Here is a 24,570-nt window from a genome sequence, read left to right as displayed (position 1 = left end):
TCGTGACCGCTTCCGATCGCTACTCCTACGGGCCCTATCACGACGGACCCGATCCTTTGGCGCCCCCGCTGGACCTGCGAGAGGCGCTGGACCGGATCGGTCGCGACGTGATGGAGGGAAGTTCGCCGCGCAATGCTCTGCAAGAGTTGCTGCGGCGCGGCACCCGCACCATGCCGGGGCTGGAGGAGCTGACGCGCCGGCTGTGGCAGCGCCGTGCGGAGATCTCCCGGAGCCACCGGCTGGACGGTACTTTGCAACAGGTCCGGGAACTGCTGGAAGAGGCGCTGGACGCCGAGCGCCGCGCCCTGTTCCCCGACCCCTCCGACGACGCCAGGTTCGCCGAGGCGCAGTTGGACGCACTGCCGTCGAGCACGGCCGCCGCCGTCACCGAACTCGCCGAGTACGACTGGCGATCCGCGACCGGCCGCGAGAACTACCAGAAGATCCGCGACCTGCTCGGCCGAGAGCTGCTCGAATCGCGCTTCGAGGGCATGAAACAGGCCTTGCAGAACACGACGCCCCAGGACGTCGAGCGGGTCAGGCGGATGATGTCCGACCTGAACGACCTGCTCGCCGCCCACGCGCGGGGCGAGGACACCCAGAAGCGATTCGCCGAGTTCATGGCCGAGCACGGCGAATTCTTCCCGGAGAACCCACGCGACACCGAGGAATTGATCGACGCGCTCGCGGCCCGCGCCGCCGCCGCGCAACGGATGATGAACTCGATGTCCGAGCAGCAGCGCGCGGAATTGTCCGAGCTGATCGGCCAGGCGTTCGGCGACCCGGGCATCGCCCAGCAGGTCGCCGCGTTGGACGCGCATCTGCGGGCGCTGCGCCCGGGCGAGGACTGGACTTCCGGGCGGCGTTTCCGCGGCGAGGACCCGCTCGGTCTCGGCGCGGGCGCGCAAGCCCTACAGGACCTCGCCGAACTCGACGCGCTCGCCGAGCAACTCGGCCAGTCCTACGCCGGCGCCCGGCTGGAGGACATCGACTTGGACGCGCTGGCTCGCCACCTCGGGGCGGATGCGAGCGTGGACGCGGCCCGGCTGGCCGAGCTGGAACGCGAATTGCGCGAGCAAGGCATCTTCGAGCGGGCGCAGGACGGCTCACTGCGATTGACGCCCAAGGCTTTGCGGCGGCTCGGTGAGGTGGCGTTGCGTGATGTCGTCGGGCAGTTGCGGTCTCGGCGCGGTGAGCGCGACACGGCCCTGGCCGGTGCGGCAGGTGAGCCGACCGGTGGCTCCCGGGCTTGGCGCTTCGGTGACACCGAGCCGTGGGACGTGTCGCGGACCGTGCGCAATGCCGTGCTGCGGTCGGCGTCCACGGGCAGCCGCCGGGTGACGCTGGATGTTTCCGATGTCGAGATCATGGAGACCGAGCAGCGGTCCAGGGCCGCCGTGGCGCTGTGCGTCGACACGTCCTGGTCGATGGTGCAGGACGGCAGATGGGTGCCGATGAAGCGCACCGCCCTCGCGCTGCACCACTTGATCGGCACCCGCTTCCGTTCCGACGCGCTGAGCGTGATCACCTTCGGCAGGCACGCCACGACCGTCGACATCGGCGAACTCACCGCGCTGGAAGGCGTCTGGGAGCAGGGCACCAATCTGCACCACGCGCTGCTGCTGGCCGCGGCGCACCTGCGCAGGCACCCGGACGCGGTGCCCGTCGTGCTGGTCGTCACCGACGGCGAACCGACCGCCCATCTGGAACCGGACGGTGAGGCGTACTTCAACTGGCCCCCGGAGCCGCGCACGCTGGCCGTGACGATGGCCCAGGTCGACGCCTTGGCCAGACTAGGCGCGTCGGTGACGGTATTCATGCTCGGCAACGATCTGCGACTGGGCGCGTTCGTCGACTTGGTGGCCCGCCGCAGCGGCGGACGCGTGGTGGCTCCGGACCTCGACGGTCTCGGCGCCGCCGTGGTGAGCGACTATCTGCGGGGCCGGCGCTGACGGTTCGGCTGATCCTCGACGGGAATGGCCTGTGCGGGAAAGGCTCCGGACAGCGAGGTCGTTGGCTCTACACTGAGCGCGTGGCTTTTCGTCGGGTCGTCGCAGTGTCCATGTTCGCCTTGCTGACTTCGCTCGGCGCTGCCGCCTGCACGGCGGAAGGCCCCGGTACGAAGACCGATTGCACCGTCACCGGATGCACGGTGACGTTCGACCGGGGTGTGGACGCGAAAGCCAGCATCCTCGGCATCGAAACGAAACTCGTTGCTGTGAACGGGAATCTGGTCACTCTCTCGGTGGGTGGTCAGGAGGTCACGGTCCCGGCCGGGGAAACCCGATCCGCCGACGGGCGCACCATCACCGTGCAGGAAGTGACCGGCGACAAGGTCGTGGTCAAGATCGCCACGGGCCTCACCGCGAACTGACCTTTCGTCCTACGGTGCCGCGGCCGAGTCGGCGTCGACCCGGACCGGGCGGGTCTTCTGATTGCTGCGTGGTGACTGTCGGGCGGACCGTCCGGCCTTGCCCAGCGAGCAGCGCACCGCGCGAGAACTTGTACTCGGTGCGGCGCATGTTCGTGCGTGAACCTGCGCAGTCGTGTCGCGAAAGTGGCACCGGAGCATTCGAGCGGCCGTAGCGAGGACTTATTGTGGTCGGCTCCGGTGCGTCGACGTGGAAAAACCGAAAGGTATTGAATACCAACAGGTATTGAATACCAAAAGGTCTAATTCGACCCTTTCCAGGGCAAATGGTTTTTACCGGAAATTTCTCCCCCGATTTGCTGTACACGCCCACTGCCCGTGTGTAGCGTCTGGAAACCGTAAACCCCTCACATGACAAGTGGTGGCGCGTGATCGGTATCGACGGCTGTCTCAAACGCATCATGGATATTCCCGGTGCGCGCAGTGTGACGCTCGTGGACGGCGCGAGCGGTCTGGCGATCGCCGCGGACGGCAGGCACGATCAGGTGGACGAGCACGAAGATGCCGCGGCCACAACGGATGTGGTGCGGGCGGTGCTCGCCTGCCCGGCATTGTCGACCGGCGGCGACGGTGACGACGTCACCGAGATCATCGTGTGCGGAACTCGCGGATATCACCTGCTGAACCTGGTGAACGGCGACTTCGACGGGCGGCTTTTCGTGCACGTGCTGTTCGACGACGACACCGGGAATCTGGCGATGGCGCGATTCCAGCTCCGTGGAATTCTCGACGAATTGGCCGAGGACGCTCATGAGCCCTGAACTCGCGGTGGAATTACGGCGACTGGAGAAGGAAGGGAGTACGGGCGTGCTGCACGCGGGCGACGGCGCGTTCCATCTCGCCGGAGGCGCGATCGTTTCCGCCGACTGCCGTCGCACCACGGGGCTGGACCGGCTGGTGGTCGAGGCGGGCGTGGCGACCGCCGAGGACTGGCGGCGCGCGAGAGCGGGAGATCCCGGCCGTGTGCTGGGAAGGCCGCGGCTGGAAACCCTGGCGATGCTGTCGGTCTTCGACGCCGCCTACTTTCTGCTGGCCTCACCCGCCGTCCCCGAGTTCCGGCCCGCGCCGCCGCACTGGCTCGCCCCCGTATGCCACATCACGCCCCGGGTTCTCGTGCAGGAGTGCGCGCGACGCGGCGACCCGGAATCCGGGCCGTGGCCCGCGGAGCTGGTCGACCGCGTCCCCGTGGTGCCGGTCCGCAGGGTGCGGCGGCGGCGTGTCGTACTCACCGGGGGCCAAGCGGAGGTGCTGGCCGCCGCCGATGGCCGGCGCAGCGTCGCGGGCATCGGGCGTGAACTCGGCCGGACGACCTATGGATGCCTCGTCGCGGTGCGCGACCTGACGGCAGCGGGGCTGATTCAGCTGCCCGTACCGGCGTCCGCGCCGACGGCGGCCGAGCCGGTCGTGCCCGGGCCGGTGGCCACGGAACCCGAAGCGGCCGCACCCGTGATCGCCCCGCCGGGTCGGCTTCCCCGGCGCCGTGGGCGGCACGCGGCCGCGCCGATCCCCGCCGCCGATCGCCCGGAGCCGCCGGACCGCGACTTGCTGGTCCGCCTGCAAGCGGCTTTGGAGGAACTCGCGTGACCACGCGAAAGAAATTGCTCGGCGATTGGATGGGAAGGTTGACCAAGGTGGCGATGTCCGGACCCGAACCGAACGCGGCGGTGCTCACGGAGCTGAAGGCACTGCGCGATCGTGTCCCTCGGCTGACCGGCGCGCTGGTGGCATCCAACGACGGCTTGCTCGTCGCACACGATCTACCCCCGCAGATCGAGCCCAACGGTATGGCCGCCATGGCCGCCTCCCAGCTGTCGCTGTCGCACCGGCTGGCCAGCACCGCGCACGGCGGCGGGTTCAACGAGGTCGTGGTGCACGGCACCGGCGGGCACGTGGTGATCTACGCGGCCGGCTGGACCTCGCTCACCGTCCTGGCCGCCCCCGAGGTGAACATCGGCCGATTGCATCTGGAATCCCGTCCGGCGGCCCGCGCGATCGCCGACTTGCTGACGCCGGTGGCGACCGACGCACGAAGCGAACAAGCCACGAAAACCAACTGAAAGGAACAACTATGTCCAATATGGATCTGGCGCTCAAAGACATGATGGTGATCGACGGTGCGATCGGCGCCGCCGTGGTCGACTACAACAGCGGCATGGCGCTGGGCATGCTCGGCAGTTCCAAGTCCCTGGATCTCCAGGTGGCAGGCGCGGGCAACACCGAGGTGGTGCGGGCCAAGCTGCGGACCATGGACCAGCTGGGGCTCAAGGAGGAGATCGAGGACATCCTCATCACGCTGTCCGGCCAGTACCACATCATCCGGCCGATGACCGGGCGCAAGTCCAAGGGCCTGTTCCTCTACCTGGCCCTGGACCGGGGCCGGGCGAATCTCGCGTTGGCCCGGCACCGCCTGAAGGGGATCGAGGAGGATCTGGAGGTCTGATCGGCGAGAGAGCCGATTTGACATGAACCTTGGTTCACGTTCGACGCTGTTCTCGGTATCGCACGCGTCGAAGGGAACCGATCATGTCCGACCATCCGCTCCAACTCGCCGTGATCATCGGCAGCACCCGTGCGGGCCGCTTCGGCCCGACCGTCGCGAAGTGGTTCGCCGAGCATGCCGACCGGCGCGACGACGTCACCGTCGACGTGATCGATCTGGCCGAAACCCCGTTGCCGGAACGGCTTTCCAGCAGTCCCGAGCCGCAGGCGGCGCGGGCGCTGGCAGCGGTGGGCCCCCGACTGGCCGCGGCGGACGCCTTTGTCGTGGTGACACCCGAGTACAACCACAGCTATCCGGCGTCGGTCAAGAACGCCATCGACTGGCATTACATCGAATGGCGGGCCAAGCCGGTCGGGTTCGTCTCCTACGGCGGCATCTCCGGCGGCTTGCGTGCCGTGGAGCATCTCAGGCACGTGTTCGCCGAACTGCACGCGGTCACCGTGCGCGACACGGTGAGCTTCCACGACGCGGGCACGCGGTTCGATTCGGCTGGGAAACCGACGGATCCGCAAATGCCGGTCGCCGCGGCCGATCAACTGCTCGAACAGCTGGTCTGGTGGGGGCGGGCGCTCCGGTCGGCGCGGGCAGAACGTCCCTATATCGCGTGACTTCGCGGTTCGGGATGTGCCGACCGGAGCGCGCTCACGGGATCATGCGGTAGAAGCGCCAGAAGCCGAAATCCTCGATCGGCAGCACCTCGATATCGGCGAAGCCCGCTGAGCGTGCGTAACGGCGCAGGGTGTCGTGGCGCATGACGGTGCCGGTGGCAGCCGAGCCGGGATGGGCGCGGCCGTCGGGCAGGCAGATCAGCAGGCTGAATCCGTACATCAGCCGATCGACGTCATCCGCGGGCGCCCGGAACTCCGGCGCCACTGCTTCGTCCATGACGACCACCGCGCCGCCGGGACGCAGCGCACGACGCATCGCGGCCAGCACCGGCACGGGGTGGGGCAGATCGTGCAGGCATTCGAAGGCGAAGATCGCGTCGTAGGCCTGCTCGCCCAAGGCGGTCGCGGCGTCGGCGCGGTGGAACCGCACCCGATCCGAGAGCCCGGCCGCGGCGGCGTTGCGGTTGGCCATGTCCACCGACGGCTCGTCGATGTCGTAGCCGTCGACGGTCAGGTCCGGGTAGGCCCTGGCCAGCGCGATGGTGGACCAGCCGCCGCCGAAGCCCACGTCGGCGGCCCGTGCTCCCGGCCGGGACAGCGTTTCGGCGAGATCCGGTACGCCGGTCAGCGTGGCGGCGAGCCGTCGCTCGAACCAGGGCCGGTTCATATCCGACTGGGCTTCGCGCATGTCCGTGCCGAACTCCGACCATCCAACGCCGCCGCCGTCCCGATAGGCTCGGATCAGCGCCGGTGACTGCACCGCCGCGGCGGCCAGCATGCGCGCCAGCGGCGCCAGATAGTTCAAGCTGGTGGGATCCGTGAGCACCTCCGCGGCGCCGGCGGGCAGTTCGAACCGGCGGTCGGGCGTGACGGTCAGAATCCCGGCGGCGGCCTGTTGTTCCAGCCATTCGCGGGCGTAACGCTCGTCGCCGCCCGCGCGTGCGATCAGCTCTGCGGCATCGGCGGGACCGTGGTCGGCCAGCGCTCGATACCAGCCCATCCGGTCACCCAGATGGATCGCCAGCAGGTCGATGGCGCCCAGGGCCGACGCCACCAGACGGTCGGCGAATCGCTCGGCGGTGGCCGCGTCATCGCTCACGTCAACGTCATCGCTCACGTCAACCTTCTTTCTCGTCGATACCACCTGTCGGTCGGGAATCGCCGAGTCGTCCGCGGGTATTAACGGCACGGCGTCCTGGTCCGCTCGGACGCAGGCGCCGCATTCGCCGGTCCGGCCGCGGGATCCGGCGTACGCTGTGCGGCGACGAAAGGACTCCACGATGCGAAAAATGCTCGCGGCGTTGGTGATCGCCGGATCGTTCATGGCAGGGGGCGCGACGATCGCGCACGCGAATCCGCCGTCGCAGCCTCCGACGCCACTGTGCCTGGTAGTCGGCGGAGCCATCTGGGTGGTGCGCAACAGCATCGACCCCTATGGTCTGTCGCAGGATCCGCTCGCTGTCGCATTGCGTAACGCGCACCAGCAGGTCTGCGGCTAGGCGTCTACCTCAGACCGTGCCACCGGTTCTTCCCCCACTCGCGCAACTCAGGACTCACGGTCAGCACCGGCAGGAGCAGAATCAGTCCGATCAGGGTCAGGTAGACCACGAGTTCGCCCACGATCTGCACGACGGTGGGGAGGGCGAAGGGAACGGCCAGCACTCCCAGGGCTATCGCCAATGGGTAGGCGTCGGCTTGGGCTGCGGTGACGGCGGCGAAGGCCAGCCCGCCCGCGAGAAAGAAACCGACCAGTGCGACAAGGTAGTTGTCCCACCACGCGGTTCCCTTCGGCTGAGGTGCTTTTCGCATGCGGGGAGCCTAACGCCGAGCTCGCGGCGACAAGGGCAAATTGTGAGCATCCGGTTCGGCCGGGGACGAAGTGGCCGCACTCGCCGTGTCGTCGAGCCATGCTTCGGCGAACATCAGTCGATCGTGCGTCACTCCATGTGCGGCGGGCGCGGCCAGGGATTGTTCTCCCGGTCCTCGACCGACTGGTTGAATCGCGCGATCAGCTCGCCGAATTGATCGACATCGGCGTCGGTCCAGTCGGCCACCACCGCGCCGATACCTTGACGGCTCTGCTTGCGGTCGGAGGCCAGCAGTTCCAGCCCTTTCGCGCTGGCACGAATCTTGCGAGCGATGCCTCCCTCGGGGTCGGGCACCCGATCGACCAGGCCCTGTTTGAGCATGGCTCCGACTTGACGATTGATCGTGGAGATGTCCAGTTGGAAGGCTTCGGACAGCTCGCGCAGACTCAGCGGCTGGTCCAGTTCCAGTCGCGTCAGGATCAGATACGCGGAGCGGTCGAGTCGGAAACCGGGACGGCGTAGCAGTGCGGCGGGGAAGTGCCTGGACAGCAGGGAGAGTTCGAAGGCCAGGCGGCTCAGCGCCGCGTTGCCGCCGGAACCGGAATCGGACATGACCTCACTATGTCGCGTGCGTCACGCCGATTCCAAATTGTGCACCATACACATGATATGTACCGTGCATATGTGAGTGTAGCTGCCGACGCGACTTCGACCGTCTCAGGTCCGGGGGATCGGCGCCGTCCCGCGCCCGCCCTGCTCATCGCGACGCTGGGCATGGTCGGTGTCGTGGTCTCGCTCATGCAGACCCTCGTCATTCCGATCATTCCGTCGTTGCCCGCCCTGCTGAATACGTCGGCGTCCAACGCGTCCTGGGTAGTGACCGCGGCGCTGCTGGCGGGCGCGGTGGCGACCCCGATCAGCGGCCGCCTCGGCGACATGTTCGGCAAGCGCCGCATCCTGTTCGCGAATCTGCTTCTGATGGTCGCCGGTTCGGTGGTCTGCGCGGTGTTCTCCACGCTGCTGCCCGAGATCGTCGGGCGCTCGCTGCAAGGTGCGGCGGTCGGGGCCATTCCACTCGGCATCAGCATCATGCGGGACGAACTGCCCGCCGAGCGGGTCGGTTCCGCGATGGCGATCATGAGCGCCACGCTCGGCGTCGGCGGCGCGGTCGGCCTGCCGGTCGCGGCGGCCATCGCACAGCACGCGAATTGGCACATGTTGTTCTGGACCTCCGCCGTCCTCGGTGTCGTCTGCGCCGCATCGGTTTTCGCGTTCGTCCCGGAGTCGCCGGTGCGCACGCCCGCCCGGTTCGACTTCGGCGGTGCGATCGGGCTGTCGGTGGCGCTGCTCGCGCTGCTCGTCGCGATCACGAAAGGCGCGGATCGGGGTTGGGCCAGCGCGCCGATCCTGATGCTGTTCGCGGTGTCGGTGGTGGTGTTCCTCGGTTGGGGCGCTTTCGAACTGCGGCAGCGTTCGCCGCTGGTGGACCTGCGGGTGTCGGCGCGCCCGAGGGTGCTGTTCACCAACGCCGCGTCGATCGCCATCGGATTCGCGCTCTACGGCATGTCGCTGACCTTCCCGCAGCTGCTGATGGCGCCGGAACAGACCGGATACGGCTTCGGGTTGTCCATGGTCGGCGCCGGGTCGGCGCTCGCGCCCACCGGTTTCGTGATGATGCTGCTCTCGCCGGTGTCGGCGCGGCTGTCGGCGAAACGAGGCCCGAAGGTCACCCTCGCGCTCGGCTCGGCGGTGATCGCCGTCGGTTATCTGTGCGCGGTGGTGTTGATGAACAGCGTCTGGGAGATCGTGCTCGCCTCGGTGATCGTCGCGGGCGGCGTCGGCCTGGCCTATGCGGCGATGCCCGCGCTGATCATGGGCGCGGTGCCGATCACCGAGACGGCGGCGGCCAACGGCTTGAACTCGCTGATGCGCTCGATCGGCACCTCGACCTCGGCCGCGGTGATGAGTGTGGTGCTGGCGCACATGACCATCCAGTACGGTCCGCATCTGCTGCCCTCACGCGACGGGTTCCACACCACCTTCCTCATCGCGATGGCGGCGGCGCTGGTCGCGATCGGCCTGACCGCGTTGATTCCGATGCGGAAGACGGCCGACGCGGCCACCACTATCGGGCATTCCTGATCCGGGACGGGCACCGATCCGGATCTGCCTGTATCGGCTGCCATATACGCGCCCGCTGATCTGTGAGCGGAGCCCGGCTCCTTTTCGCGCGAGCGGTGACTCCAGCAACAGCCGATGGCCTCCGCGCATGCTGCCGCTCTCCACCGGCGCTAGGCCGAAGGCCTCGCAGCGAGGGCGACGCCGTATGCCCCGCGGCGTGCCCTGGGGCCGTGTTCATCGCTCCGGCGAGTCAGGGGCGGCGACGGCATCGGTATACCGGCGACCGAGGGTGCGAATGTGGGCGACGAGTTCCGGCGGTCCGTCGACGCGGAAGTCCATCATCAGCATGGACAGGTAGATGGCGATCGTCTCCAGCGCGTCCGCGCCGGTGTAGAGCACGCAGGTGTCCGCGTCCACGGCCTCGACCACGCCCACGGCGGGATTGATCCGGGCGATGACGGTCTCGGCGGGCGCGAGCACGGTGACCCGGGCCCGCACCTTCCAGCTGGTGGTGGCGATATGGCGCATGACGAAGGCGACCAGATCGTCGTCGGGCAGCGAGCGCGCGGCGAAACGGCGAGAACTCGCATCGGCGCGCAGGATCCCGGCCACCGCGATCGCGCGCCAGGAGTGGTCTGCCAGGCTGTAGGCGACCAGATACCAGCGGCGCTGCCAGTTGATCAGCCGATACGGTTCGATCTCGACGGAGGATTCGGTCGCGGCTTCGGTGATCCGGACCGTAGCGCCGTCGCGGATGGCGCCGGCCAGCGTGGTGAGCACGGCGGCGGGAACGGGTGCGTCCGGCTCTCGCGATCCGGTCGTGGCCGGACCGATCGCCGTCGCGTTCAGCAGCGCGGATACCTTGCGCTGCAGGCGTTTGGGAAGGATCTGGTCCAGCTTGCCCAGCGCTTTCGTGACGTGCTCGGCGATGTCCGCGATGCCGGTGGAGCCGTCCTCGGCGAGCCCTACCGCGACCGCGACGGCCACCGCTTCGTCGTCGTCGAGCAGCAGCGGCGGCATGGTCGTGCCCCGGCCGAGCCGGTAGCCGCCGATCGCGCCGCGTTCGGCGTGCACCGGGTAGCCGAGCTCGCGCAGGCGCTGAATGTCATGGCGCAGTGTGCGATCGGTGACGCCGAGACGCTCGGCCAGCTCGCGGCCGGTGTGCGCGCGGTCCTGGAGCAGCGTGAGCAACCGCAGCAGGCGCGTAGAGGTCGACGTCACTTTTTCTCCTCAGAAATTAGGAACGAAAATAGCCTAATGCGCGCATAGGCTGATGTCACAGCGAAAAAAACCGAAAGGCTACGACATGAACGCCACCAGCACCGCCGCCGTCACTTTGCGCCCCGTTTGGCGGGACGTGCTCGCCGAGTCCTATCGAGCACTGGAGAACGTGGTCGCGGGGGTGCGGGCGGATCAGTGGCACCTGCCCACCCCCTGCTCGGAATGGGATGTGACGCAGGTGGTCCAGCACGCCGCGGGAGACCAACTGGCCTTCGCGGAACTGCTCGGTATCGGCGACGGTCCGGCCTACAACCCGTTCGAACCCTCCGGTGTCATCGACGGCGCCCCGTCGGAGCTGGTGCGCGCGGCGATCGAGCAGACTTCGACCGCCTGGGCAACGGTCCGCGACGCCGACGAAAGCGTGGCGACCCCACTGCCGCACGGCCCGCTCGCCACCCCCGTCGCCGCCGTGATGTGCGCGCTGGACGCCGCGGTGCACGCGTGGGACATCGCGATCGCGACCGGTCAGCCGTCGCCGCTGACCGACGAGCTCGCCACGCACTTGCTCACCGCGGCGCGGGCCATCCACCCGGCGCCCGGCAGTGGCGAGGCGGCCGAAATCGTCGAGCCGTTGCGTCAGTGGGGCGCGTACGCCGCCATCGTGGACGGCCCCGCCGACAGCGCCGCCGTCGCGAGTCTGCTGCGTTACCTGGGTCGCGACCCGCGCTGAGCGTCGGGGTCGACCGAGCCGGATGCGGGGCTCACCTGGGAGTCCCGCAGGGCGCGGACTGGGACGCGACCTCGGTGTGGTCGGCGAACCGGCGACGGTCGATTCGCCGGCAGGCGGTCGTCCGGCATCGAGCGCCTGTCCCATGTCGTCCGGCTGAGCGGACGCGGGCCCGGCGCGCAGACCCGAGGACCCGGCTCAGCGCGCGGTGACGAACCCCTGGGCGATCATCCAGTCCCGCGCCACCTCGGCGGGTTCGCGTCCGTCCACGTCGACTTGGCGGTTGAGCTCGGTGATGGCCTCGTTGGTGAGGCGCTGCGAGATCGGCGTCATGACCGCGGCCACCTGCGGATGCTCGTCGGCGAAGCTTTTGCGCATCACCAGCGCCGCGTTGTACTTCGGGAAGAAGCCGCGATCATCCTGCAACAGCACCAGATTCAGCGCCGGGATGCGTCCGTCGGTGGCTGCGACGGAGCCGAAGCGGCACTGCTTGCCGTCGGCGGTCGCCTGGTAGACCACCGCGTCCTGCACGATCCGCTTGCTCACTTTGCCCGCGTCGATCTCGTATTTGCGGACCAGACCCGGAAACCCGTCCTGGCGGACGTTGAACTCGGTGCCGACGCAGATGGACGCGGCGGCCGGATCGGCGGCGGCCAGTCCCGCGTAGTCCGACAGCGTGCGCACGCCGGTCTCCTGAGCGGTGCGCGCGCTCATGACCAGTGCGTAGGTGTTGTTCATCGGCGCCATCGCCGTCCACACCATGCCGTGCTCGGCGAGGTCGGCCTCGCGCACCGCCTCGAACTGGCCGATCTCGTCGGGCACCGGCGTCTCGTTGCCGAGGTAGTTGATCCAACCGGTGCCGGTGTACTCGTAGGCGAGGTCGATCTGCCCGTGCAGTTGGGCGTCGCGCACGCTGTTGGAGCCTTGGATGTTGGTCAGGTCGCGTACGTCGGCGCCCGCCGCGGTGAGGGCGAATTCGATGAGATACCCCAGGATGTTCTGCTCGGTGAAATCCTTCGAGCCCACGGTGATGCGCACGCCGTCCAGTTCGGGGATCGGGCCGATGCTGCCCGGCCCCACCCGCAGTGGCACCGCGCCGCCGGACTCGAGTCCGCAGGCGGCCACAAGCGCCAACCCGAGCCCGAGCGCGAATACCCGCCACACCCGGGTCATTCGAGCCCCCTCGGCCCGAGGAATTCCTCTGCGAGCGCGCCGAGCCAGTCCACCAGCAAGGCCAGTGCCACCGCGAGCACCGCGCCGACCACCAGGGTGACGTTGTCGCGCAGCTTGTAACCGGTGTCGATCAGGATGCCGAGCCCGCCTGCGCTCACCAGGAACGACAGCGTCGCGGTGCCGACCGCGAGTACCAGCGAAGTGCGCAGCCCGGCCAGGATGTAGGGGACCGCCAGCGGGAATTCGATGCGGCGCAGCACCGTCACGGCCGACATCCCCTGTCCGCGACCGGCGTCGACGAGCGTCCGGTCCACCTGCTGGTAGCCGAGGATGGTGTTGCGCAGCACCGGAAGCAGCGAGTAGAACGCGATCGGCGCCACCCCGATCCAGAAGCCCGTGGTGCGGGTGGCCAGATAGAACAGCACGATCAGGCCGATAGCCGGTGCGGCCGCGCCGATGTTCGCGACGCCCACGAAAACCGGGGCCGAGCGGCGGAACCCCGGTCTGGTGAGCAGGGTTCCCAGCGGGACGCCGATCGCGACCACGATCAGCACCACGGTCGCGGTGATCAGTACGTGCTGCCAGGTGACCGTCGCGACGTTGCCCGCGTTCAGACTGGCTTGCTGCGTGACAGTCAGGTCGCGGGCGAAGGCCCACACCAGCACGCCCGCGGTGAGCGCGAGGACGAGCACGGGCTGCACGACCAACCGGATGCGCTCGCCTCTGCGCTGGGTGGCGGGCGCCGCGGTAAGGGCGGTCATGGTGCGCCGTCCGTCGCGGCGGCGTCGGCTCCGTGCTCGGTCCGCAGCGCCGCCAGGTGGCCGACCAGGGTGTCGATGCTGATCAGCCCGGCGTATTCGCCGCGCGTGCCGGTCACCACCGCGGTCGCGCTCCGCTGGGTCAGCAGCGCCTCGAGCGCGTCCTGCAGGGTGGATTTCAGCGACAACGTCTGCGTCACGGGCGATCCGAGGTCGCCCAGCGAGTCGGCGTGCGCGAGCTGCGCGGTCGAGACCCAGCGGCGTGGACGGCGCTGACCGTCCAGCACCAGTGCCCACGGCCGGTCCCGGTCCGCCAGCGCGGCGCGCAGCGCCTCGGCCGGGTCCTGCTCGGTGGCGGTGGGGCAGTCGCCTAGTTCGACGTCCTGGACCCGGGTCAGCGTGAGCTGTTTGAGCGAGGCGTCCGCGCCGACGAAACCGGCGACCGTCTCGTCGGCAGGGTCGGCCAGTATCGCGGCGGGCGTGTCGTACTGCAGGATCCGGGATCGGTCACCGAGCACGGCGATGCGATCACCGAGTTTGACCGCCTCGGTGAAATCGTGGGTGACGAAGACGATCGTCTTGCCGAGTTCGCCTTGCAGGCGCAGCAACTCCTCCTGCAGCAGTGCCCGGGTGATCGGATCCACCGCGCCGAACGGTTCGTCCATCAGCAGCACGGGCGGGTCGGCCGCCAGCGCTCTGGCCACTCCGACGCGCTGCTGCTGGCCGCCGGAGAGCTGGCGCGGATAGCGGTCGCGGAAGGTGTCCGGGTCCAGACCCACCAGCTCCAGCATCTCCTCGACCCGCGCCGAGATACGCCGCCGGTCCCAGCCGATCAGGCCCGGCACCGTCGCGACGTTCTTCGCCACCGTCAGATGCGGGAACAGGCCCGCCTGCTGGATCGAATAGCCGATGCCGCGCCGTAGCCGATCGGGATGGATCGTGGCCGCGTCGCGGCCGTCGATCGTGATGGTGCCCGCGGTCGGCTCGATCAGCCGGTTGATCATCCGCATGGTGGTGGTCTTGCCGCAGCCGGACCGACCGACCAGGACCACGATCTCACCGGCCGGGATGGTCAGCGAGACGCTGTCCACGGCCGGATCACGCTGGCCCGGATAGTGTTTGGTCACCGAGTCGAGCACGATCTCCACACCGGAGACGACGGATCCGGCGAGCTGGCCACGGTTTTCGGTCTCGGTCACGCCAGTCCCCTCGAAGTGGTGAGTCGTCCGATCAGGACGTAGATCCCGTCGAGTACGAGGGCGAGCACGACGACGAGGATCGTGCCGACCAGCGCCTGCGGCAACGCGTTCGGACTGCCGAGGCGGGCGAGCCCGGAGAAGATCAGATTGCCGAGCCCGGGACCTTTGGCGTACGCGGCGAGGGCGAGAATTCCCATGATCAGCTGGGTGCTCACCCGCATTCCGGCCAGGATCGCGGGCCAGGCCAGCGGCAATTCGATCCGGGCGAGGACCCGCAGCCGGTTCATCCCGACTCCCCGAGCCGCGTCGGTCACGGCCGGATCCACCGAAGCGAGTCCGATGATGGTGTTGCGCATGATCGGTAGTAGCGCGTACACCACGAGCGCGGTGATCGTCGGCGCGACACCCAGGCCGAGGACCGGGATCAGGAGACCGAGCAGCGCGAACGACGGAACGGTGAGCACCGCGCCCGCCAGCGCGGAGGCGATCGCGGAGCCGAACGGGCTGCGGTAGACCAGCACTGCGACCAGCACCGAGACGACCGTGGCCAGCAGCACCGATTGCACCACGGCCGAGACGTGCAGATAGGAGTCGACCAGCAACTGGTGTCGCCGGTGCACGAGGAATGTCCACAGCGTGTCCAGGGCGGTACCTCCCCATCGGCCGGCCTATCCGGAGACTAGCGCGGTTTCCCGGCGCCGTAGGCGATTTCGGCTCGCGCGGGCTGCCCTCGCCTCGGTTCTCGCAACCTTACGGGTGTCGCCGGGAACCGTTCGGGGCGCTCGGACGTCGAACATATGAGGTCGGGAACGACATCGCACTGAGGAATCGGGGGAACGATGACACGACAGCTCGGCTCGGCGCGGTGGATCGGGCTCGCGTTGGTGGTGCTCGGTGTGGCCGCCGCCATCGCGGGCGGCCTCTGGTGGCAGGACCGGGCGGACCGCGCGGCCGCCGTGGGGGAGCGCCTCACCGAGTTCCCCGATGTGGACCGTTCGGCTCTGGATGCGGCTCAGGCCGGGATCGTCGCGGTCGCCGAGCGCGAGTTCGCCGATCCGGGCGCGGGCACGAAATACGCGGAGGGAGTCGAGGAGGCGTGGTGTGCCGATTTCGTCAGCTGGGTGCTGCGCGAGGCGGGTGTGCCGCTGGCCAACCCGAATTCGGGCTCTTGGCGAATTCCCGGTGTGTACACGTTGCAGGAGTACTACGAGAGCGTCGGCCGGTTCGTCCCGATCGGGTCGGATTACCGACCGCGTACCGGTGACGTGCTGCTGTACGGGGAATCCAGCCCGTTCGGCCAGCACGTGAACATCGTCCTGCAGGCCGAGGGCGGCCGGGTGACCACGATCGGCGGCAACGAGTACGACGAGATCCGGCTTTCCCGCTTCGCGCTGGAGGACGTGCCCGGTGTGGTCGGTTTCGGACGATTGTGAAGCTCGCCCCACCTAGCGGAATCTGTCCGATATGCGCGTGAAACCGCGCGCCCGATGGTCCTACGATGGAGGCGGCGGCGCCCGGCAGCGCCGTCGCCGGTCCCCGCCCTGCTTCCCCCTCATCGGCAGGACGGGGATCCCGGGCCGAAGGAGCGCGCTCCCGGGTGGGACAAGATCGGTCGCGTAGCGTGTCGGGTGTCCATCGAGAGGTGAGGGTTCCGGGACTACTGATGCATCCGACCGACGAAGCGGCTGGCGCGCCTGTCTGGATCGACTACGCGGAGTTCGGTGAGCGTTTCGTCACGCACGCCGTGAACGCGGCTCGCATCGAGTCCGCAGTCTCCGGCATGACGGGTCGCGGCATGACCATCGGCCCGGTCTCGATCGGCCCGGCCGGACTCGCCGGTTTCGTCGCCGAGGGAAAGGTCGGCGCCCCACGCGTCCTCGACCGCGGTCCACGGGTGACCTTCGAGGTCACGATCCCGGTGTCGCTCACGCTGAAGGTGCTGCTCGGCGGCCGGAAGCTGCGACTGGAGGCCAGGGTCGAGATCGATCTGACGCTGCACGCTCGCACTGCCGAACCCGTGCTCATCGTCATCGACATCCCGCCGATCACCCAGCGCGACATCAGCTTCGTCCTGCGCGCCCAAGCGGTGGAGTCGGCGTGGGAGTGGCTGCTCGACCCGATCGCGGGGGTGGTGCAGCGCGAGGTCGCCTCCCGGGTGAACGCCATGCTGGCCGATCCGCACACCCGCCGCAACCTGGTCTTCGACATCGAGGCCATGGTCGCGGGCAGACGATCGGGGCATCGGCACAAGACCGCGTTCGACTGGATCGGCTACGGCGAGTTCGGTCATCGGTTCTTCTCCCGCATCGTGACGCGCGAACGGGTCTGCGACGTGGTGGAACGGTTGGCGGGCCGGCCGATCGAGGTCGGCCCGCTGCGGACCGGCCCCGGAGCCGTCGTGACCGTCCGGGGAGCGGTGCGGATGCCGCGCCTGGCGGACCGGTCGGCCGACCCGGTCGCATTCGACCTGACTCTGCCGGTGAGCCTGGACATCACGGTGGACGTCCTGAAAGCCAATCGCTACAGCGCAGACCTCGAAGTGCCGTTGGTGCTCACCGCACGAGCCGCCGACCCACTGCGCGTGGTGATCGATGTGCCGCCTCCGGACCCGGCCGACATTCGCATGGAGTTCACCGCCCACGGCGCGCGTGCGGCCGCCCTCGGTGCCCTCGCCCGGATGAAGAAGCAGGTAGCGGCGCAGGTGGCGGCGGTGATCCACAAAGAGTTGGCCGATCCGGCCATGCGCACCATCGACGTCGCCGCGCGCATCGACAGCGTCGCCTGACCGCATCTCCGTGCGCACTGTGTGGCAAATGTGAAACGTGTTTCTCCTGGGTCTAGCGGTTCCAATGTGAATGTGGTGAAATGAGTTCACGTTCGAGGCTCCCGGCGCGCGCTGAGGTTTGGGGAAGGCGCGCCGGGCACGCTGCCATCCAGGTCGGGGGTGCGCGAAGGAGTCCACGATGCGTTCCATCTCGGTATCCCGGCGTGATCTGTTCGTCTACGCGGCCGCCGCGGCCTTCGTCGGCGCGACCGCCGCGGCGGCTCCCGCGTCCGCGCGGCCCTCGCTCGGCACCCTGATCGATTACGCCGGCGGCGTTCCGTCGGCCACGGCGATCCGCGACGCGGGGCATATCGGCGTGATCCGCTACGTGTCCGATCGCAGGCCCGGCGCCGAGTGGATGGCCGGAAAACCGCTGCGCTCGGCCGAAGTCGATGACCTCAAAGCGGCGGGTCTGCACATCGTTTCGTGCTACCAGTTCGGCAAAGGGCCGACCGCGGATTGGCGCGGCGGGCTGGAGGCGGGCAAGCGGCACGCCGAGCGCGGGCTCGCGTTGCACCGCGCCGCCGGCGGCCCCGACAACGTGCCCATCTACGCGTCCATCGACGACAATCCTTCTCCCGTCGATTTCGCCACCATGATCGCGCCGTACCTGCTGGGCTGGCAGGCCGTGCTCGGCAAGGAGAACACCGGCGTCTACGCCAACACCCCGACCATCGAGCTGGCTCGCACCGCGGGATTGTGCTCCTGGTATTGGCAGCACAATTGGGGCACGCCGAAGGGGTTCGTGCACCCCGCCGCGCACCTGCACCAGTTCGAGATCGACAAGCGATCCATCGACGGGGTGGGGATCGATGTGAACAATGTGCTCACACCCGAGTACGGGCAGTGGTGAAGTACGGACAGTGGTGAAGAAGGAACTCGCTGTCTTATAGACGGACTCCGCGACGGTCCGCCACCGTCTTCATCGGCTCACCTACGTCTGGCAGTGGCTCATCGGTGCGACGCGCAAGTCGGGCTCGTCGTCGGGGACGACCCGCAGGGTCGGGCGGCTGTCCGGCGCTTCGTGGTCGCCCAGCCAGGAGAACAGCGACCACCGGGACAGGCCGGAGAACGCGGAACCGAGGCTGGCGAACGAGAACGACGAGATCGCCGACCCGAACGATCCCACGGAACCGATCGACAGCACCGAGCCCACGCTGCCGATGGACAGGATCGAATAGGCCGACCCGATCGACAGGATCGACCCTTCCGAGCGGATCGACAGGATCGAGCGGTGCGAGCGTCGGCTTCGGATCGAATGACCGGTTCGTTTCGAACGATCGATGGTCGCCATAGTTAGCGGTCTACCACAGTCCGGACAGCTCGTGTGGCAGCGCGGCGGATCTGTTCGAGATCGTAGGGCGAAGTCCCGGAACGACCGAGGGCGGCGACCCCGACGGAGTCGCCGCCCTCGACCGAGGACTCAGCCTACGGTGAAGAACCCGAGCGTCGGCAGGAACGAGCAGGTCCGTGCCTCGGCATCGCCGGACTTGGTGGTCAGCGAGCCGGAGACGACCGCGACGACGCGGCCGAAGCCCGTGTCGGCGATCGCGGACAGCGTGGCGGGCCCGTCCGGGTTGATCTTGGCCTCGTCGGTCAGCGGCAGGACGCCGGACTGGCGGGTGTCCAGGTTGAGCCACTGCACCGTCATCGGCGGGTTCTGCACCGGCGTCGGCGCCTTGGTGCCGAGGGCGGTGAAGACGAACCCGGTCTGACCCGCCTGCGGGCCGGGCGGCGGCAGCGTGGCCGGGCCGGGCACGGCCAGTGCGGTGCCCACGGAGTCGGCGGTCGGGCTGATGCAGCCCTTGCCGATGGTCGGGTAGAGGAATTGCGCGATCACCGGGCCGTCCTGCGGCACCTCGGGGCCACCGCCACCGCTGCCGTCCAGGAAGGTGATGATCCGTTCCAGCGTGGATTTGATCTGCGGCGGCAGGTTCAACGTGGCCAGCAGTCTGCGCGCCTGGTCCAGGATGGCCGACTGGGGGCCCGCGATGCCGGCCGGGCCCGCGATGTCCGCGGGGCCGGCGATGGCGCCGACGATGGCTGGGGCCAGGGCGGCCAGGGCGTCCACCGGCACGCCTTCGGGGACCATGGGGACGCTGTAGGTGGTCGCCTCGGGGGCGGGCGCGGGGGCCGCGATTGCTGTCGTCGGCGCGGCGAGCGAGGCACTCGCCGCGATGGCGAGTGCGGTCAATGCGATCCGCGATCCTCGGGTGCGAAGCACTGGTCTGGCCGTCCTTACCTCGGGTACATCTGGTTTCGATTGCTAAAAGCCATCGTTTCGGGGGTCACTCTAGGGACATTGCGGCTATGTGTACAGCCGCGCGTCCCGAAAGGGCGCTGTGGACGATCAGTGTTAGCAGAACATACCGCGCCTTGGTGTTACTGGTGTGAAAGTTGATGCAAATGTTATCGGTGGTTCGAGGGTGGAACCGACCGGATTCGCGCTGCGGTTAATCTAATCCGTGCCGTTCGCGTTGTCGCCAGAACACCCAAGTCCGGGCGCGCCGAACCGACGCACCGCACTCGAGCCGAAAGCCAGCGATTTGAATCGTCACCTCCGATGGGCTGTGTCGGCGCTGGGCCTGTCCGTGCTGGCCAGGTTGCTGTGGATGTTGCTGTCTCCGAACGGGATGAACCTCGTCGACCTGCACGTCTACGTCGGTGGTTCGGCCGCTCTGTTGACCGATCACCTCTACGACTTCACTTACGCGGAGAAGACGCCGGACTTCCCGTTGCCGTTCACCTATCCGCCGTTCGCGGCGCTGGTGTTCTTCCCGCTGCACTATCTTCCGTTCACCGTGGTCGCGGTGGCCTGGCTGCTGGCCATCGCCGCGGCGCTGTACGCGGTTGTGCACATCAGCTTCGAGCTGCTGTTCGGGGCCGAGCGGCTGCGTACGCCGCAATGGCGGGCCGCTACCGTCGGCTGGACCGCCTTGGGGTTATGGCTCGAGCCGGTGCGGACCACCATGGACTACGGCCAGGTCAACGTGTTCCTGGTGCTCGGCGGGATGCTCGCGGTGCGCAGTTCGCGATGGTGGGTCTCGGGCGGACTGGTCGGGATCGTCGCGGGGATCAAACTGACACCCGCGATCACCGGCCTCTATTTCGTGGCGCGCGGGCGGTGGGGGACCGTCGCCTGGTCGGCGGTGGTCTTCGGGGCGACGGTGGGCCTGAGCTTCTTGATCGCGCCGGTCGAGGCGCGTCGGTACTTCGGCACGCTGCTCGGGGACGCGGACCGGATCGGCCCGGTGGGCTCGGTGTGGAACCAGTCGCTGCGCGGCGCGCTGAGCCGAATCCTCGGGTACGACGTGGAGTCCGGCCCGTGGTGGATCGCTGCCGTCGCGGTGGTCGCGGCGCTGGCGTTCCTGGCGTGGCGCGAGCTCGGCGCGGACGACCGGCTCGGCACGCTGATCGTGGTGCAACTGTTCGGCCTGATGATCTCGCCGATCTCGTGGTCGCACCACTGGGTGTGGCTGCTGCCGACGGTGCTCTGGCTGGTCTACGGGCCGCTGCGCCGGGCCCCCGGCGCGCGGATCATGGCCGGGTATTGGCTGGTGACCATGCTCGTCGGCGCGCCGTGGGTGCTGTCGTTCTTCCAGGATTCGATCTGGACGATCTCCCGTCCGGGCGTGCTGGCCTGGCTCGGGGCCGTCGACGTCCTCGGCGTGGTGGCGTTCTACCTCTGGGTGATCCGCTTCGGACCCCGGCACGCGCGGTCGGGCCAGGACGAGGGCGCGCGCCTGACCGCGGAGGGCCCGGCGCGCGCCGCATAGGCACTGCCGCGCGTTCGGCTGGGAACTCGAAGGATCAGATACCGCGGTCGACGAGGCGATCTATTTCGTGAGCCAGGGCCACGTCCAGCGCGGTGAGCCCGCCCGCGGAGTGGGTGGACAGGCTGAAGGTGACGTTGCGCCATCGGATGTCGATGTCCGGGTGGTGGTCGGCTTCTTCCGCGGCCTCGGCCACTCGGCGCACGAGTTCGATGCCCGCCGGGAAGGTGGGCGCCTTGACGGTGCGGACCAGGTTGTCCCCTGATCTGGTCCACTCGGGGAGTTCGGTGAGAGCCTCGGCGATCTCGGTATCGGAGAGCAGTGTCTGTTGGGCCATAACGCTCCTTGCTACTCGCCTCGGGGCCGCCCCGGACGGGGCGGCGGGGGTCACGCTGCGCGCGCCTGCTTGAGTGCCTTCTTCAGATCCTTGCCGGTGATCCCGGCGGCTTCGCACTTCTTCATCCGCATGATGACCACGGGGCACTTCAAGCAGCGCGTCTTCTTCCGACAGCACTTCTTCTTCGGTTTCAGGCTGGAAACCTTCTTGGCTTTGACCTTGCCCACGGCGGTTAGCTTACCCTAAGTACAAAGCCTGAAACGCGGTGCGAACCGGACTGCCGGTAGGGTATAGCTGGCCGCGATGCCCGGTGAGTTTCGATTCTCCACCTGTTTGCGGGGAGCCCGGCGTGAGCGTCAGGATCCGGAGGCGGCAGCCCGCGTAACCACGCAGGGTTCCGCTCCCGTCGAACACCGAGCACCGTCAGCACCACCACCGAACAGCAGGAGGATTCAGGCGTGTCGTCTGCACGCGATTTTCGCAACGTCGCCATCGTGGCCCACGTCGACCACGGCAAGACGACGCTGGTCGACGCCATGCTGCGCCAGTCGGGCGCTTTCGCCGAACGGGCCGAGCCCGTCGATCGCGTCATGGACTCCGGCGACCTGGAGCGCGAGAAGGGCATCACCATTCTCGCCAAGAACACAGCGGTGCACCGGCACCACCCCGACGGTTCGGTCACCGTGATCAACGTCATCGATACCCCCGGCCACGCCGACTTCGGTGGCGAGGTCGAGCGCGGCCTGTCCATGGTGGACGGCGTCGTGCTGTTGGTCGACGCGTCCGAGGGACCGCTTCCGCAGACCCGGTTCGTGCTGCGCAAGGCACTGGCCGCTTCGCTGCCGGTGATCCTGGTCGTGAACAAGACCGACCGTCCCGACGCGCGCATCGAAGAGGTCGTCGAGGAAAGTCACGACCTGTTGCTGGATCTGGCTTCCGATCTGGACGACGCCGCCGCCGAGGCCGCCGAACTCGCGCTCGACCTGCCGGTGCTCTACGCCTCCGGGCGAGAGGGCAAGGCGTCCAAACAGCGCCCGGAGAACGGCAACGCGCCGGACGCGGAGAACTTGGACGCGTTGTTCGACGTGTTGCTGGAGCACATCCCCGCGCCGAAGGGCGACCCGTCCGCGCCGCTGCAGGCGCACGTCACCAACCTGGACGCCTCGGCGTTCCTCGGTCGTCTCGCGCTGGTCCGCATCCACAACGGCGAGCTGCGCAAGGGGCAGAACGTCGCGTGGATGCACGCCGACGGCGTCAAGCATGTGAAGATCACCGAACTGCTGCAGACGATCGGCGTGGAGCGCCAGCCCGGCGAGGTCGCGGTGGCGGGCGATATCGTCGCCATCGCGGGCATTCCGGAGATCATGATCGGCGACACCCTCGCCGACATCGACAATCCGGTCGCGCTGCCGCGCATCACCGTCGACGAGCCCGCCATCTCGGTCACCATCGGCACCAACACCTCGCCGCTGGTCGGCCGGGTGCAGGGGCACAAGCTCACCGCCCGCATGGTGAAGGCGCGCCTGGACCAGGAACTGGTCGGCAACGTGTCGCTGCGGGTGCTCGACATCGGCCGCCCGGACGCGTGGGAGGTGCAGGGGCGCGGTGAGCTGGCGCTGGCCATCCTGGTGGAGACCATGCGCCGCGAGGGCTTCGAGCTGACCGTCGGCAAGCCGCAGGTGGTCACCAAGCAGGTCGACGGCAAGGTGCACGAGCCGTACGAAGAGCTGACCATCGACTGCCCGGACGAGTACCTCGGCGCGATCACCCAGCTGCTGGCCGCGCGCAAGGGCAAGATGGTGCAGATGAGCAACCATGCCGCGGGCTGGGTGCGGATGGAGTTCATCGTCCCCTCCCGTGGCCTGATCGGCTTCCGCACCGACTTCCTCACCGAGACCCGCGGCACCGGCATCGCCAATGCCGTGTCGCACGGCTACGCGCCGTGGGCGGGCGAGATCCGGGCCCGGCACACCGGCTCGCTGGTCTCCGACCGGTCTGGCACGGTGACGCCGTTCGCCATGATCCAGCTGGCCGACCGCGGCCAGTTCTTCGTGGAGCCCGGCGCGGACACGTACGAGGGACATGTCGTCGGTGTCAACCCGCGCGCGGAAGATCTCGACATCAACGTCACGCGCGAGAAGAAGCTGACCAACATGCGCAGCTCGACCGCCGACGTGATCGAGACCCTGGCCAAGCCACTGCAATTGGATCTGGAAGGCGCGATGGAGTTCTGCGCCGTCGACGAGTGCGTGGAGGTCACCCCGGAAGTGGTCCGGGTGCGCAAGGTGATCCTCGGGCAGAACGAGCGTGCGCGGGAACTGTCCCGCCGCAAGGCGCGCGACCGCGCGGCACTGTAAACGCTTCCGTGCACGGAATCCGGTGTGGCTGCGGCTACGCCGGATTCCGTGGCTGGTCGCCGCGTGCATCCGTCGGGTCCGCATGATCGCGGTCCGGGAGCCGTGGATCGACGCGAGCAACCGGATGCCTCGGCAATTCGCTCCGATCAGTCGCTGATTTCGGTGTGCATCGATTCGGGAATTCGACTTCTTCGCGTCGGAGTCGTTTTGAAGTCGTAATTGAAGTATTCGATCCTCGGTCGATGCAATAGAAATATTTTCAACTCTTTCATGGCCTGTCACGCACAATAGTAATCTGGGAACGATCGGTTCGAGGTGACGAATCGCTCCGCGGGTGGACGTGGTGGCTCGAGAAACCGACGAGGCTTCGCAACGGTATTTCATCTGAGAAAATCGCGGCCCGGCGTCGGATTCCAGTCGCCTCCTGCTCGATGTCGTCCACGCATGAGAGAGTTGTCGGTCCCACAAGCCTGTACAGGCGACGAAAACAGCTGGAAGCGCTGGTCTTACGAGAAGCTGTCCGGTACCTCGACGAAGACGAGTTTCTTTCCCCGGGCCTGTCGGATGCGATTGTCACTTCATGGTCGCTCGCTGCTGCCTCCGGTTTGCTCAGAGGCTATAGCAGCAGGTTCGGATTGTCCGTCACGCTGTTCGCCGATGTGTGGTCGGGTATTGCGACGGTGTCGGGTGCGCCCGAATAGTTGCCCGGACTCGTTCCGTTCTGTACGAGCGC

At 68.2% G+C, this 24,570-nt stretch carries 27 protein-coding genes; 15 read left to right on the top strand and 12 right to left on the bottom strand.

The window, feature by feature from the left end; all coding sequences use genetic code 11:
* The first annotated feature begins 2 nt into the window (after positions 1 to 2).
* From GVY39_RS21975 to GVY39_RS21945, 7 genes are all read left to right on the top strand, one after another.
* Positions 3 to 1,952: a VWA domain-containing protein gene (locus GVY39_RS21975; protein WP_159927539.1), complete on the top strand. Its 1,950-nt coding sequence runs from the start codon at positions 3 to 5 to the stop codon at positions 1,950 to 1,952.
* An 80-nt stretch (positions 1,953 to 2,032) separates the two neighbouring features.
* Positions 2,033 to 2,374 carry a hypothetical protein gene (locus GVY39_RS21970; RefSeq protein ID WP_236565591.1) on the top strand — a complete coding sequence of 114 codons (342 nt, stop codon included), beginning with the start codon at positions 2,033 to 2,035 and terminating at the stop codon, positions 2,372 to 2,374.
* A gap of 425 nt (positions 2,375 to 2,799) precedes the next feature.
* Positions 2,800 to 3,192, top strand: coding sequence for a hypothetical protein (locus GVY39_RS21965; protein ID WP_159927537.1), 393 nt, complete (start codon positions 2,800 to 2,802; stop codon positions 3,190 to 3,192).
* Positions 3,182 to 4,015, top strand: coding sequence for a hypothetical protein (locus GVY39_RS21960; protein WP_159927535.1), 834 nt, complete (start codon positions 3,182 to 3,184; stop codon positions 4,013 to 4,015). The genes GVY39_RS21965 and GVY39_RS21960 overlap by 11 nt, the downstream gene beginning before the upstream one ends.
* Positions 4,012 to 4,488: a roadblock/LC7 domain-containing protein gene (locus GVY39_RS21955; RefSeq protein ID WP_223520884.1), complete on the top strand. Its 477-nt coding sequence runs from the start codon at positions 4,012 to 4,014 to the stop codon at positions 4,486 to 4,488. The genes GVY39_RS21960 and GVY39_RS21955 overlap by 4 nt, the downstream gene beginning before the upstream one ends.
* Before the next feature lie 11 nt (positions 4,489 to 4,499).
* Positions 4,500 to 4,871, top strand: coding sequence for a hypothetical protein (locus tag GVY39_RS21950; protein WP_159927533.1), 372 nt, complete (start codon positions 4,500 to 4,502; stop codon positions 4,869 to 4,871).
* 83 nt (positions 4,872 to 4,954) lie between these two features.
* Positions 4,955 to 5,539: an NADPH-dependent FMN reductase gene (locus tag GVY39_RS21945; RefSeq protein WP_159927531.1), complete on the top strand. Its 585-nt coding sequence runs from the start codon at positions 4,955 to 4,957 to the stop codon at positions 5,537 to 5,539.
* A 34-nt stretch (positions 5,540 to 5,573) separates the two neighbouring features.
* Here GVY39_RS21945 and GVY39_RS21940 read toward each other — a convergent pair whose 3' ends face one another.
* On the bottom strand, positions 5,574 to 6,638 hold the full coding sequence (locus GVY39_RS21940; protein WP_370523813.1) for a class I SAM-dependent methyltransferase: 1,065 nt from the start codon (positions 6,636 to 6,638) through the stop codon (positions 5,574 to 5,576).
* 181 nt (positions 6,639 to 6,819) lie between these two features.
* Here GVY39_RS21940 and GVY39_RS33985 point away from each other — a divergent pair, with 181 nt between their 5' ends.
* Positions 6,820 to 7,038, top strand: a complete 219-nt coding sequence (locus GVY39_RS33985; RefSeq protein ID WP_195072082.1) for a hypothetical protein — start codon at positions 6,820 to 6,822, stop codon at positions 7,036 to 7,038.
* 4 nt (positions 7,039 to 7,042) lie between these two features.
* On the opposite strand, the gene GVY39_RS21935 is transcribed toward GVY39_RS33985, so the two are convergent.
* Both GVY39_RS21935 and GVY39_RS21930 read right to left on the bottom strand, forming a co-directional pair.
* Entirely contained in the window at positions 7,043 to 7,348 is a 306-nt protein-coding gene (locus tag GVY39_RS21935) for a hypothetical protein (RefSeq protein ID WP_159927529.1), read from the bottom strand.
* Positions 7,349 to 7,476: 128 nt separating this feature from the next.
* Entirely contained in the window at positions 7,477 to 7,959 is a 483-nt protein-coding gene (locus GVY39_RS21930) for a MarR family winged helix-turn-helix transcriptional regulator (protein ID WP_159927527.1), read from the bottom strand.
* Positions 7,960 to 8,031: 72 nt separating this feature from the next.
* Here GVY39_RS21930 and GVY39_RS21925 point away from each other — a divergent pair, with 72 nt between their 5' ends.
* Entirely contained in the window at positions 8,032 to 9,489 is a 1,458-nt protein-coding gene (locus GVY39_RS21925) for an MFS transporter (protein ID WP_223520889.1), read from the top strand.
* Positions 9,490 to 9,702: 213 nt separating this feature from the next.
* Here GVY39_RS21925 and GVY39_RS21920 read toward each other — a convergent pair whose 3' ends face one another.
* On the bottom strand, positions 9,703 to 10,689 hold the full coding sequence (locus GVY39_RS21920; RefSeq protein WP_159927523.1) for a YafY family protein: 987 nt from the start codon (positions 10,687 to 10,689) through the stop codon (positions 9,703 to 9,705).
* An 85-nt stretch (positions 10,690 to 10,774) separates the two neighbouring features.
* Between GVY39_RS21920 and GVY39_RS21915 the strand changes: the two genes are divergently transcribed.
* Positions 10,775 to 11,419 (top strand): TIGR03086 family metal-binding protein, encoded by a 645-nt coding sequence (locus GVY39_RS21915; protein ID WP_159927521.1) that lies wholly within the window; start codon positions 10,775 to 10,777, stop codon positions 11,417 to 11,419.
* A 195-nt stretch (positions 11,420 to 11,614) separates the two neighbouring features.
* Here the strand turns inward: GVY39_RS21915 and GVY39_RS21910 are convergent, their stop codons facing one another.
* Genes GVY39_RS21910 through GVY39_RS21895 form a run of 4 tightly spaced genes read right to left on the bottom strand, consistent with a single transcriptional unit; the run spans position 11,615 to position 15,190 of the window.
* Complete coding sequence (locus GVY39_RS21910) at positions 11,615 to 12,589, bottom strand: glycine betaine ABC transporter substrate-binding protein (protein ID WP_159927519.1); 975 nt, start codon at positions 12,587 to 12,589, stop codon at positions 11,615 to 11,617.
* A complete protein-coding gene (locus GVY39_RS21905) occupies positions 12,586 to 13,350 on the bottom strand; it encodes an ABC transporter permease (protein WP_159927510.1) in 765 nt (254 codons plus the stop codon). The genes GVY39_RS21910 and GVY39_RS21905 overlap by 4 nt, the downstream gene beginning before the upstream one ends.
* Complete coding sequence (locus tag GVY39_RS21900; RefSeq protein WP_159927508.1) at positions 13,347 to 14,546, bottom strand: ABC transporter ATP-binding protein; 1,200 nt, start codon at positions 14,544 to 14,546, stop codon at positions 13,347 to 13,349. Before GVY39_RS21900 ends, GVY39_RS21905 begins: the two co-directional genes overlap by 4 nt.
* Complete coding sequence (locus tag GVY39_RS21895) at positions 14,543 to 15,190, bottom strand: ABC transporter permease (protein ID WP_159927697.1); 648 nt, start codon at positions 15,188 to 15,190, stop codon at positions 14,543 to 14,545. The genes GVY39_RS21900 and GVY39_RS21895 overlap by 4 nt, the downstream gene beginning before the upstream one ends.
* A gap of 195 nt (positions 15,191 to 15,385) precedes the next feature.
* On the opposite strand from GVY39_RS21895, the gene GVY39_RS21890 reads away from it, so the two are divergent.
* The 3 genes from GVY39_RS21890 (at position 15,386) to GVY39_RS21880 (ending at position 18,223) form a co-directional block, all read left to right on the top strand.
* Entirely contained in the window at positions 15,386 to 15,979 is a 594-nt protein-coding gene (locus tag GVY39_RS21890) for a CHAP domain-containing protein (protein WP_159927506.1), read from the top strand.
* Positions 15,980 to 16,209: 230 nt separating this feature from the next.
* Positions 16,210 to 17,331 (top strand): hypothetical protein, encoded by a 1,122-nt coding sequence (locus GVY39_RS21885; RefSeq protein ID WP_159927504.1) that lies wholly within the window; start codon positions 16,210 to 16,212, stop codon positions 17,329 to 17,331.
* A gap of 178 nt (positions 17,332 to 17,509) precedes the next feature.
* The gene (locus tag GVY39_RS21880; RefSeq protein WP_159927502.1) at positions 17,510 to 18,223 is read left to right on the top strand and encodes a DUF1906 domain-containing protein; all 714 of its coding nucleotides are present in this window, start codon (positions 17,510 to 17,512) and stop codon (positions 18,221 to 18,223) included.
* 81 nt (positions 18,224 to 18,304) lie between these two features.
* Here GVY39_RS21880 and GVY39_RS21875 read toward each other — a convergent pair whose 3' ends face one another.
* On the bottom strand, positions 18,305 to 18,664 hold the full coding sequence (locus GVY39_RS21875) for a hypothetical protein (RefSeq protein ID WP_159927500.1): 360 nt from the start codon (positions 18,662 to 18,664) through the stop codon (positions 18,305 to 18,307).
* A 129-nt stretch (positions 18,665 to 18,793) separates the two neighbouring features.
* A complete protein-coding gene (locus GVY39_RS21870; protein WP_159927498.1) occupies positions 18,794 to 19,594 on the bottom strand; it encodes a hypothetical protein in 801 nt (266 codons plus the stop codon).
* A gap of 253 nt (positions 19,595 to 19,847) precedes the next feature.
* Here GVY39_RS21870 and GVY39_RS21865 point away from each other — a divergent pair, with 253 nt between their 5' ends.
* On the top strand, positions 19,848 to 21,146 hold the full coding sequence (locus GVY39_RS21865) for a mannosyltransferase (protein WP_159927695.1): 1,299 nt from the start codon (positions 19,848 to 19,850) through the stop codon (positions 21,144 to 21,146).
* A gap of 34 nt (positions 21,147 to 21,180) precedes the next feature.
* On the opposite strand, the gene GVY39_RS21860 is transcribed toward GVY39_RS21865, so the two are convergent.
* Positions 21,181 to 21,480, bottom strand: coding sequence for a 4a-hydroxytetrahydrobiopterin dehydratase (locus GVY39_RS21860; protein WP_159927496.1), 300 nt, complete (start codon positions 21,478 to 21,480; stop codon positions 21,181 to 21,183).
* 50 nt (positions 21,481 to 21,530) lie between these two features.
* Complete coding sequence (locus tag GVY39_RS33980; RefSeq protein WP_085997124.1) at positions 21,531 to 21,707, bottom strand: hypothetical protein; 177 nt, start codon at positions 21,705 to 21,707, stop codon at positions 21,531 to 21,533.
* A gap of 231 nt (positions 21,708 to 21,938) precedes the next feature.
* Here GVY39_RS33980 and typA point away from each other — a divergent pair, with 231 nt between their 5' ends.
* Positions 21,939 to 23,837, top strand: coding sequence for a translational GTPase TypA (typA, locus tag GVY39_RS21855; protein WP_159927494.1), 1,899 nt, complete (start codon positions 21,939 to 21,941; stop codon positions 23,835 to 23,837).
* Positions 23,838 to 24,570 lie beyond the last annotated feature (733 nt).

Source organism: Nocardia sp. CY15 (genome assembly GCF_009829295.1).
Classification (GTDB): domain Bacteria; phylum Actinomycetota; class Actinomycetes; order Mycobacteriales; family Mycobacteriaceae; genus Nocardia; species Nocardia sputi.
The sequence above is the reverse complement of the archived record's forward strand: the minus strand, read 5'-3'. Positions and strand labels throughout refer to the sequence as shown.

Excerpts from the sequence above, each read along its gene's own strand:
- GVY39_RS21960 (WP_159927535.1), top strand. The coding sequence starts at position 3,182 with ATGAGCCCTGAACTCGCGGTGGAATTACGGCGACTGGAGAAGGAAGGG.
- GVY39_RS21950 (WP_159927533.1), top strand. The coding sequence starts at position 4,500 with ATGTCCAATATGGATCTGGCGCTCAAAGACATGATGGTGATCGACGGT.
- GVY39_RS21945 (WP_159927531.1), top strand. The coding sequence starts at position 4,955 with ATGTCCGACCATCCGCTCCAACTCGCCGTGATCATCGGCAGCACCCGT.
- GVY39_RS33985 (WP_195072082.1), top strand. The coding sequence starts at position 6,820 with ATGCGAAAAATGCTCGCGGCGTTGGTGATCGCCGGATCGTTCATGGCA.
- GVY39_RS21935 (WP_159927529.1), bottom strand. The coding sequence starts at position 7,348 with ATGCGAAAAGCACCTCAGCCGAAGGGAACCGCGTGGTGGGACAACTAC.
- GVY39_RS21930 (WP_159927527.1), bottom strand. The coding sequence starts at position 7,959 with ATGTCCGATTCCGGTTCCGGCGGCAACGCGGCGCTGAGCCGCCTGGCC.
- GVY39_RS21915 (WP_159927521.1), top strand. The coding sequence starts at position 10,775 with ATGAACGCCACCAGCACCGCCGCCGTCACTTTGCGCCCCGTTTGGCGG.
- GVY39_RS21910 (WP_159927519.1), bottom strand. The coding sequence starts at position 12,589 with ATGACCCGGGTGTGGCGGGTATTCGCGCTCGGGCTCGGGTTGGCGCTT.
- GVY39_RS21905 (WP_159927510.1), bottom strand. The coding sequence starts at position 13,350 with ATGACCGCCCTTACCGCGGCGCCCGCCACCCAGCGCAGAGGCGAGCGC.
- GVY39_RS21890 (WP_159927506.1), top strand. The coding sequence starts at position 15,386 with ATGACACGACAGCTCGGCTCGGCGCGGTGGATCGGGCTCGCGTTGGTG.
- GVY39_RS21885 (WP_159927504.1), top strand. The coding sequence starts at position 16,210 with ATGCATCCGACCGACGAAGCGGCTGGCGCGCCTGTCTGGATCGACTAC.
- GVY39_RS21880 (WP_159927502.1), top strand. The coding sequence starts at position 17,510 with ATGCGTTCCATCTCGGTATCCCGGCGTGATCTGTTCGTCTACGCGGCC.
- GVY39_RS21875 (WP_159927500.1), bottom strand. The coding sequence starts at position 18,664 with ATGGCGACCATCGATCGTTCGAAACGAACCGGTCATTCGATCCGAAGC.
- GVY39_RS21860 (WP_159927496.1), bottom strand. The coding sequence starts at position 21,480 with ATGGCCCAACAGACACTGCTCTCCGATACCGAGATCGCCGAGGCTCTC.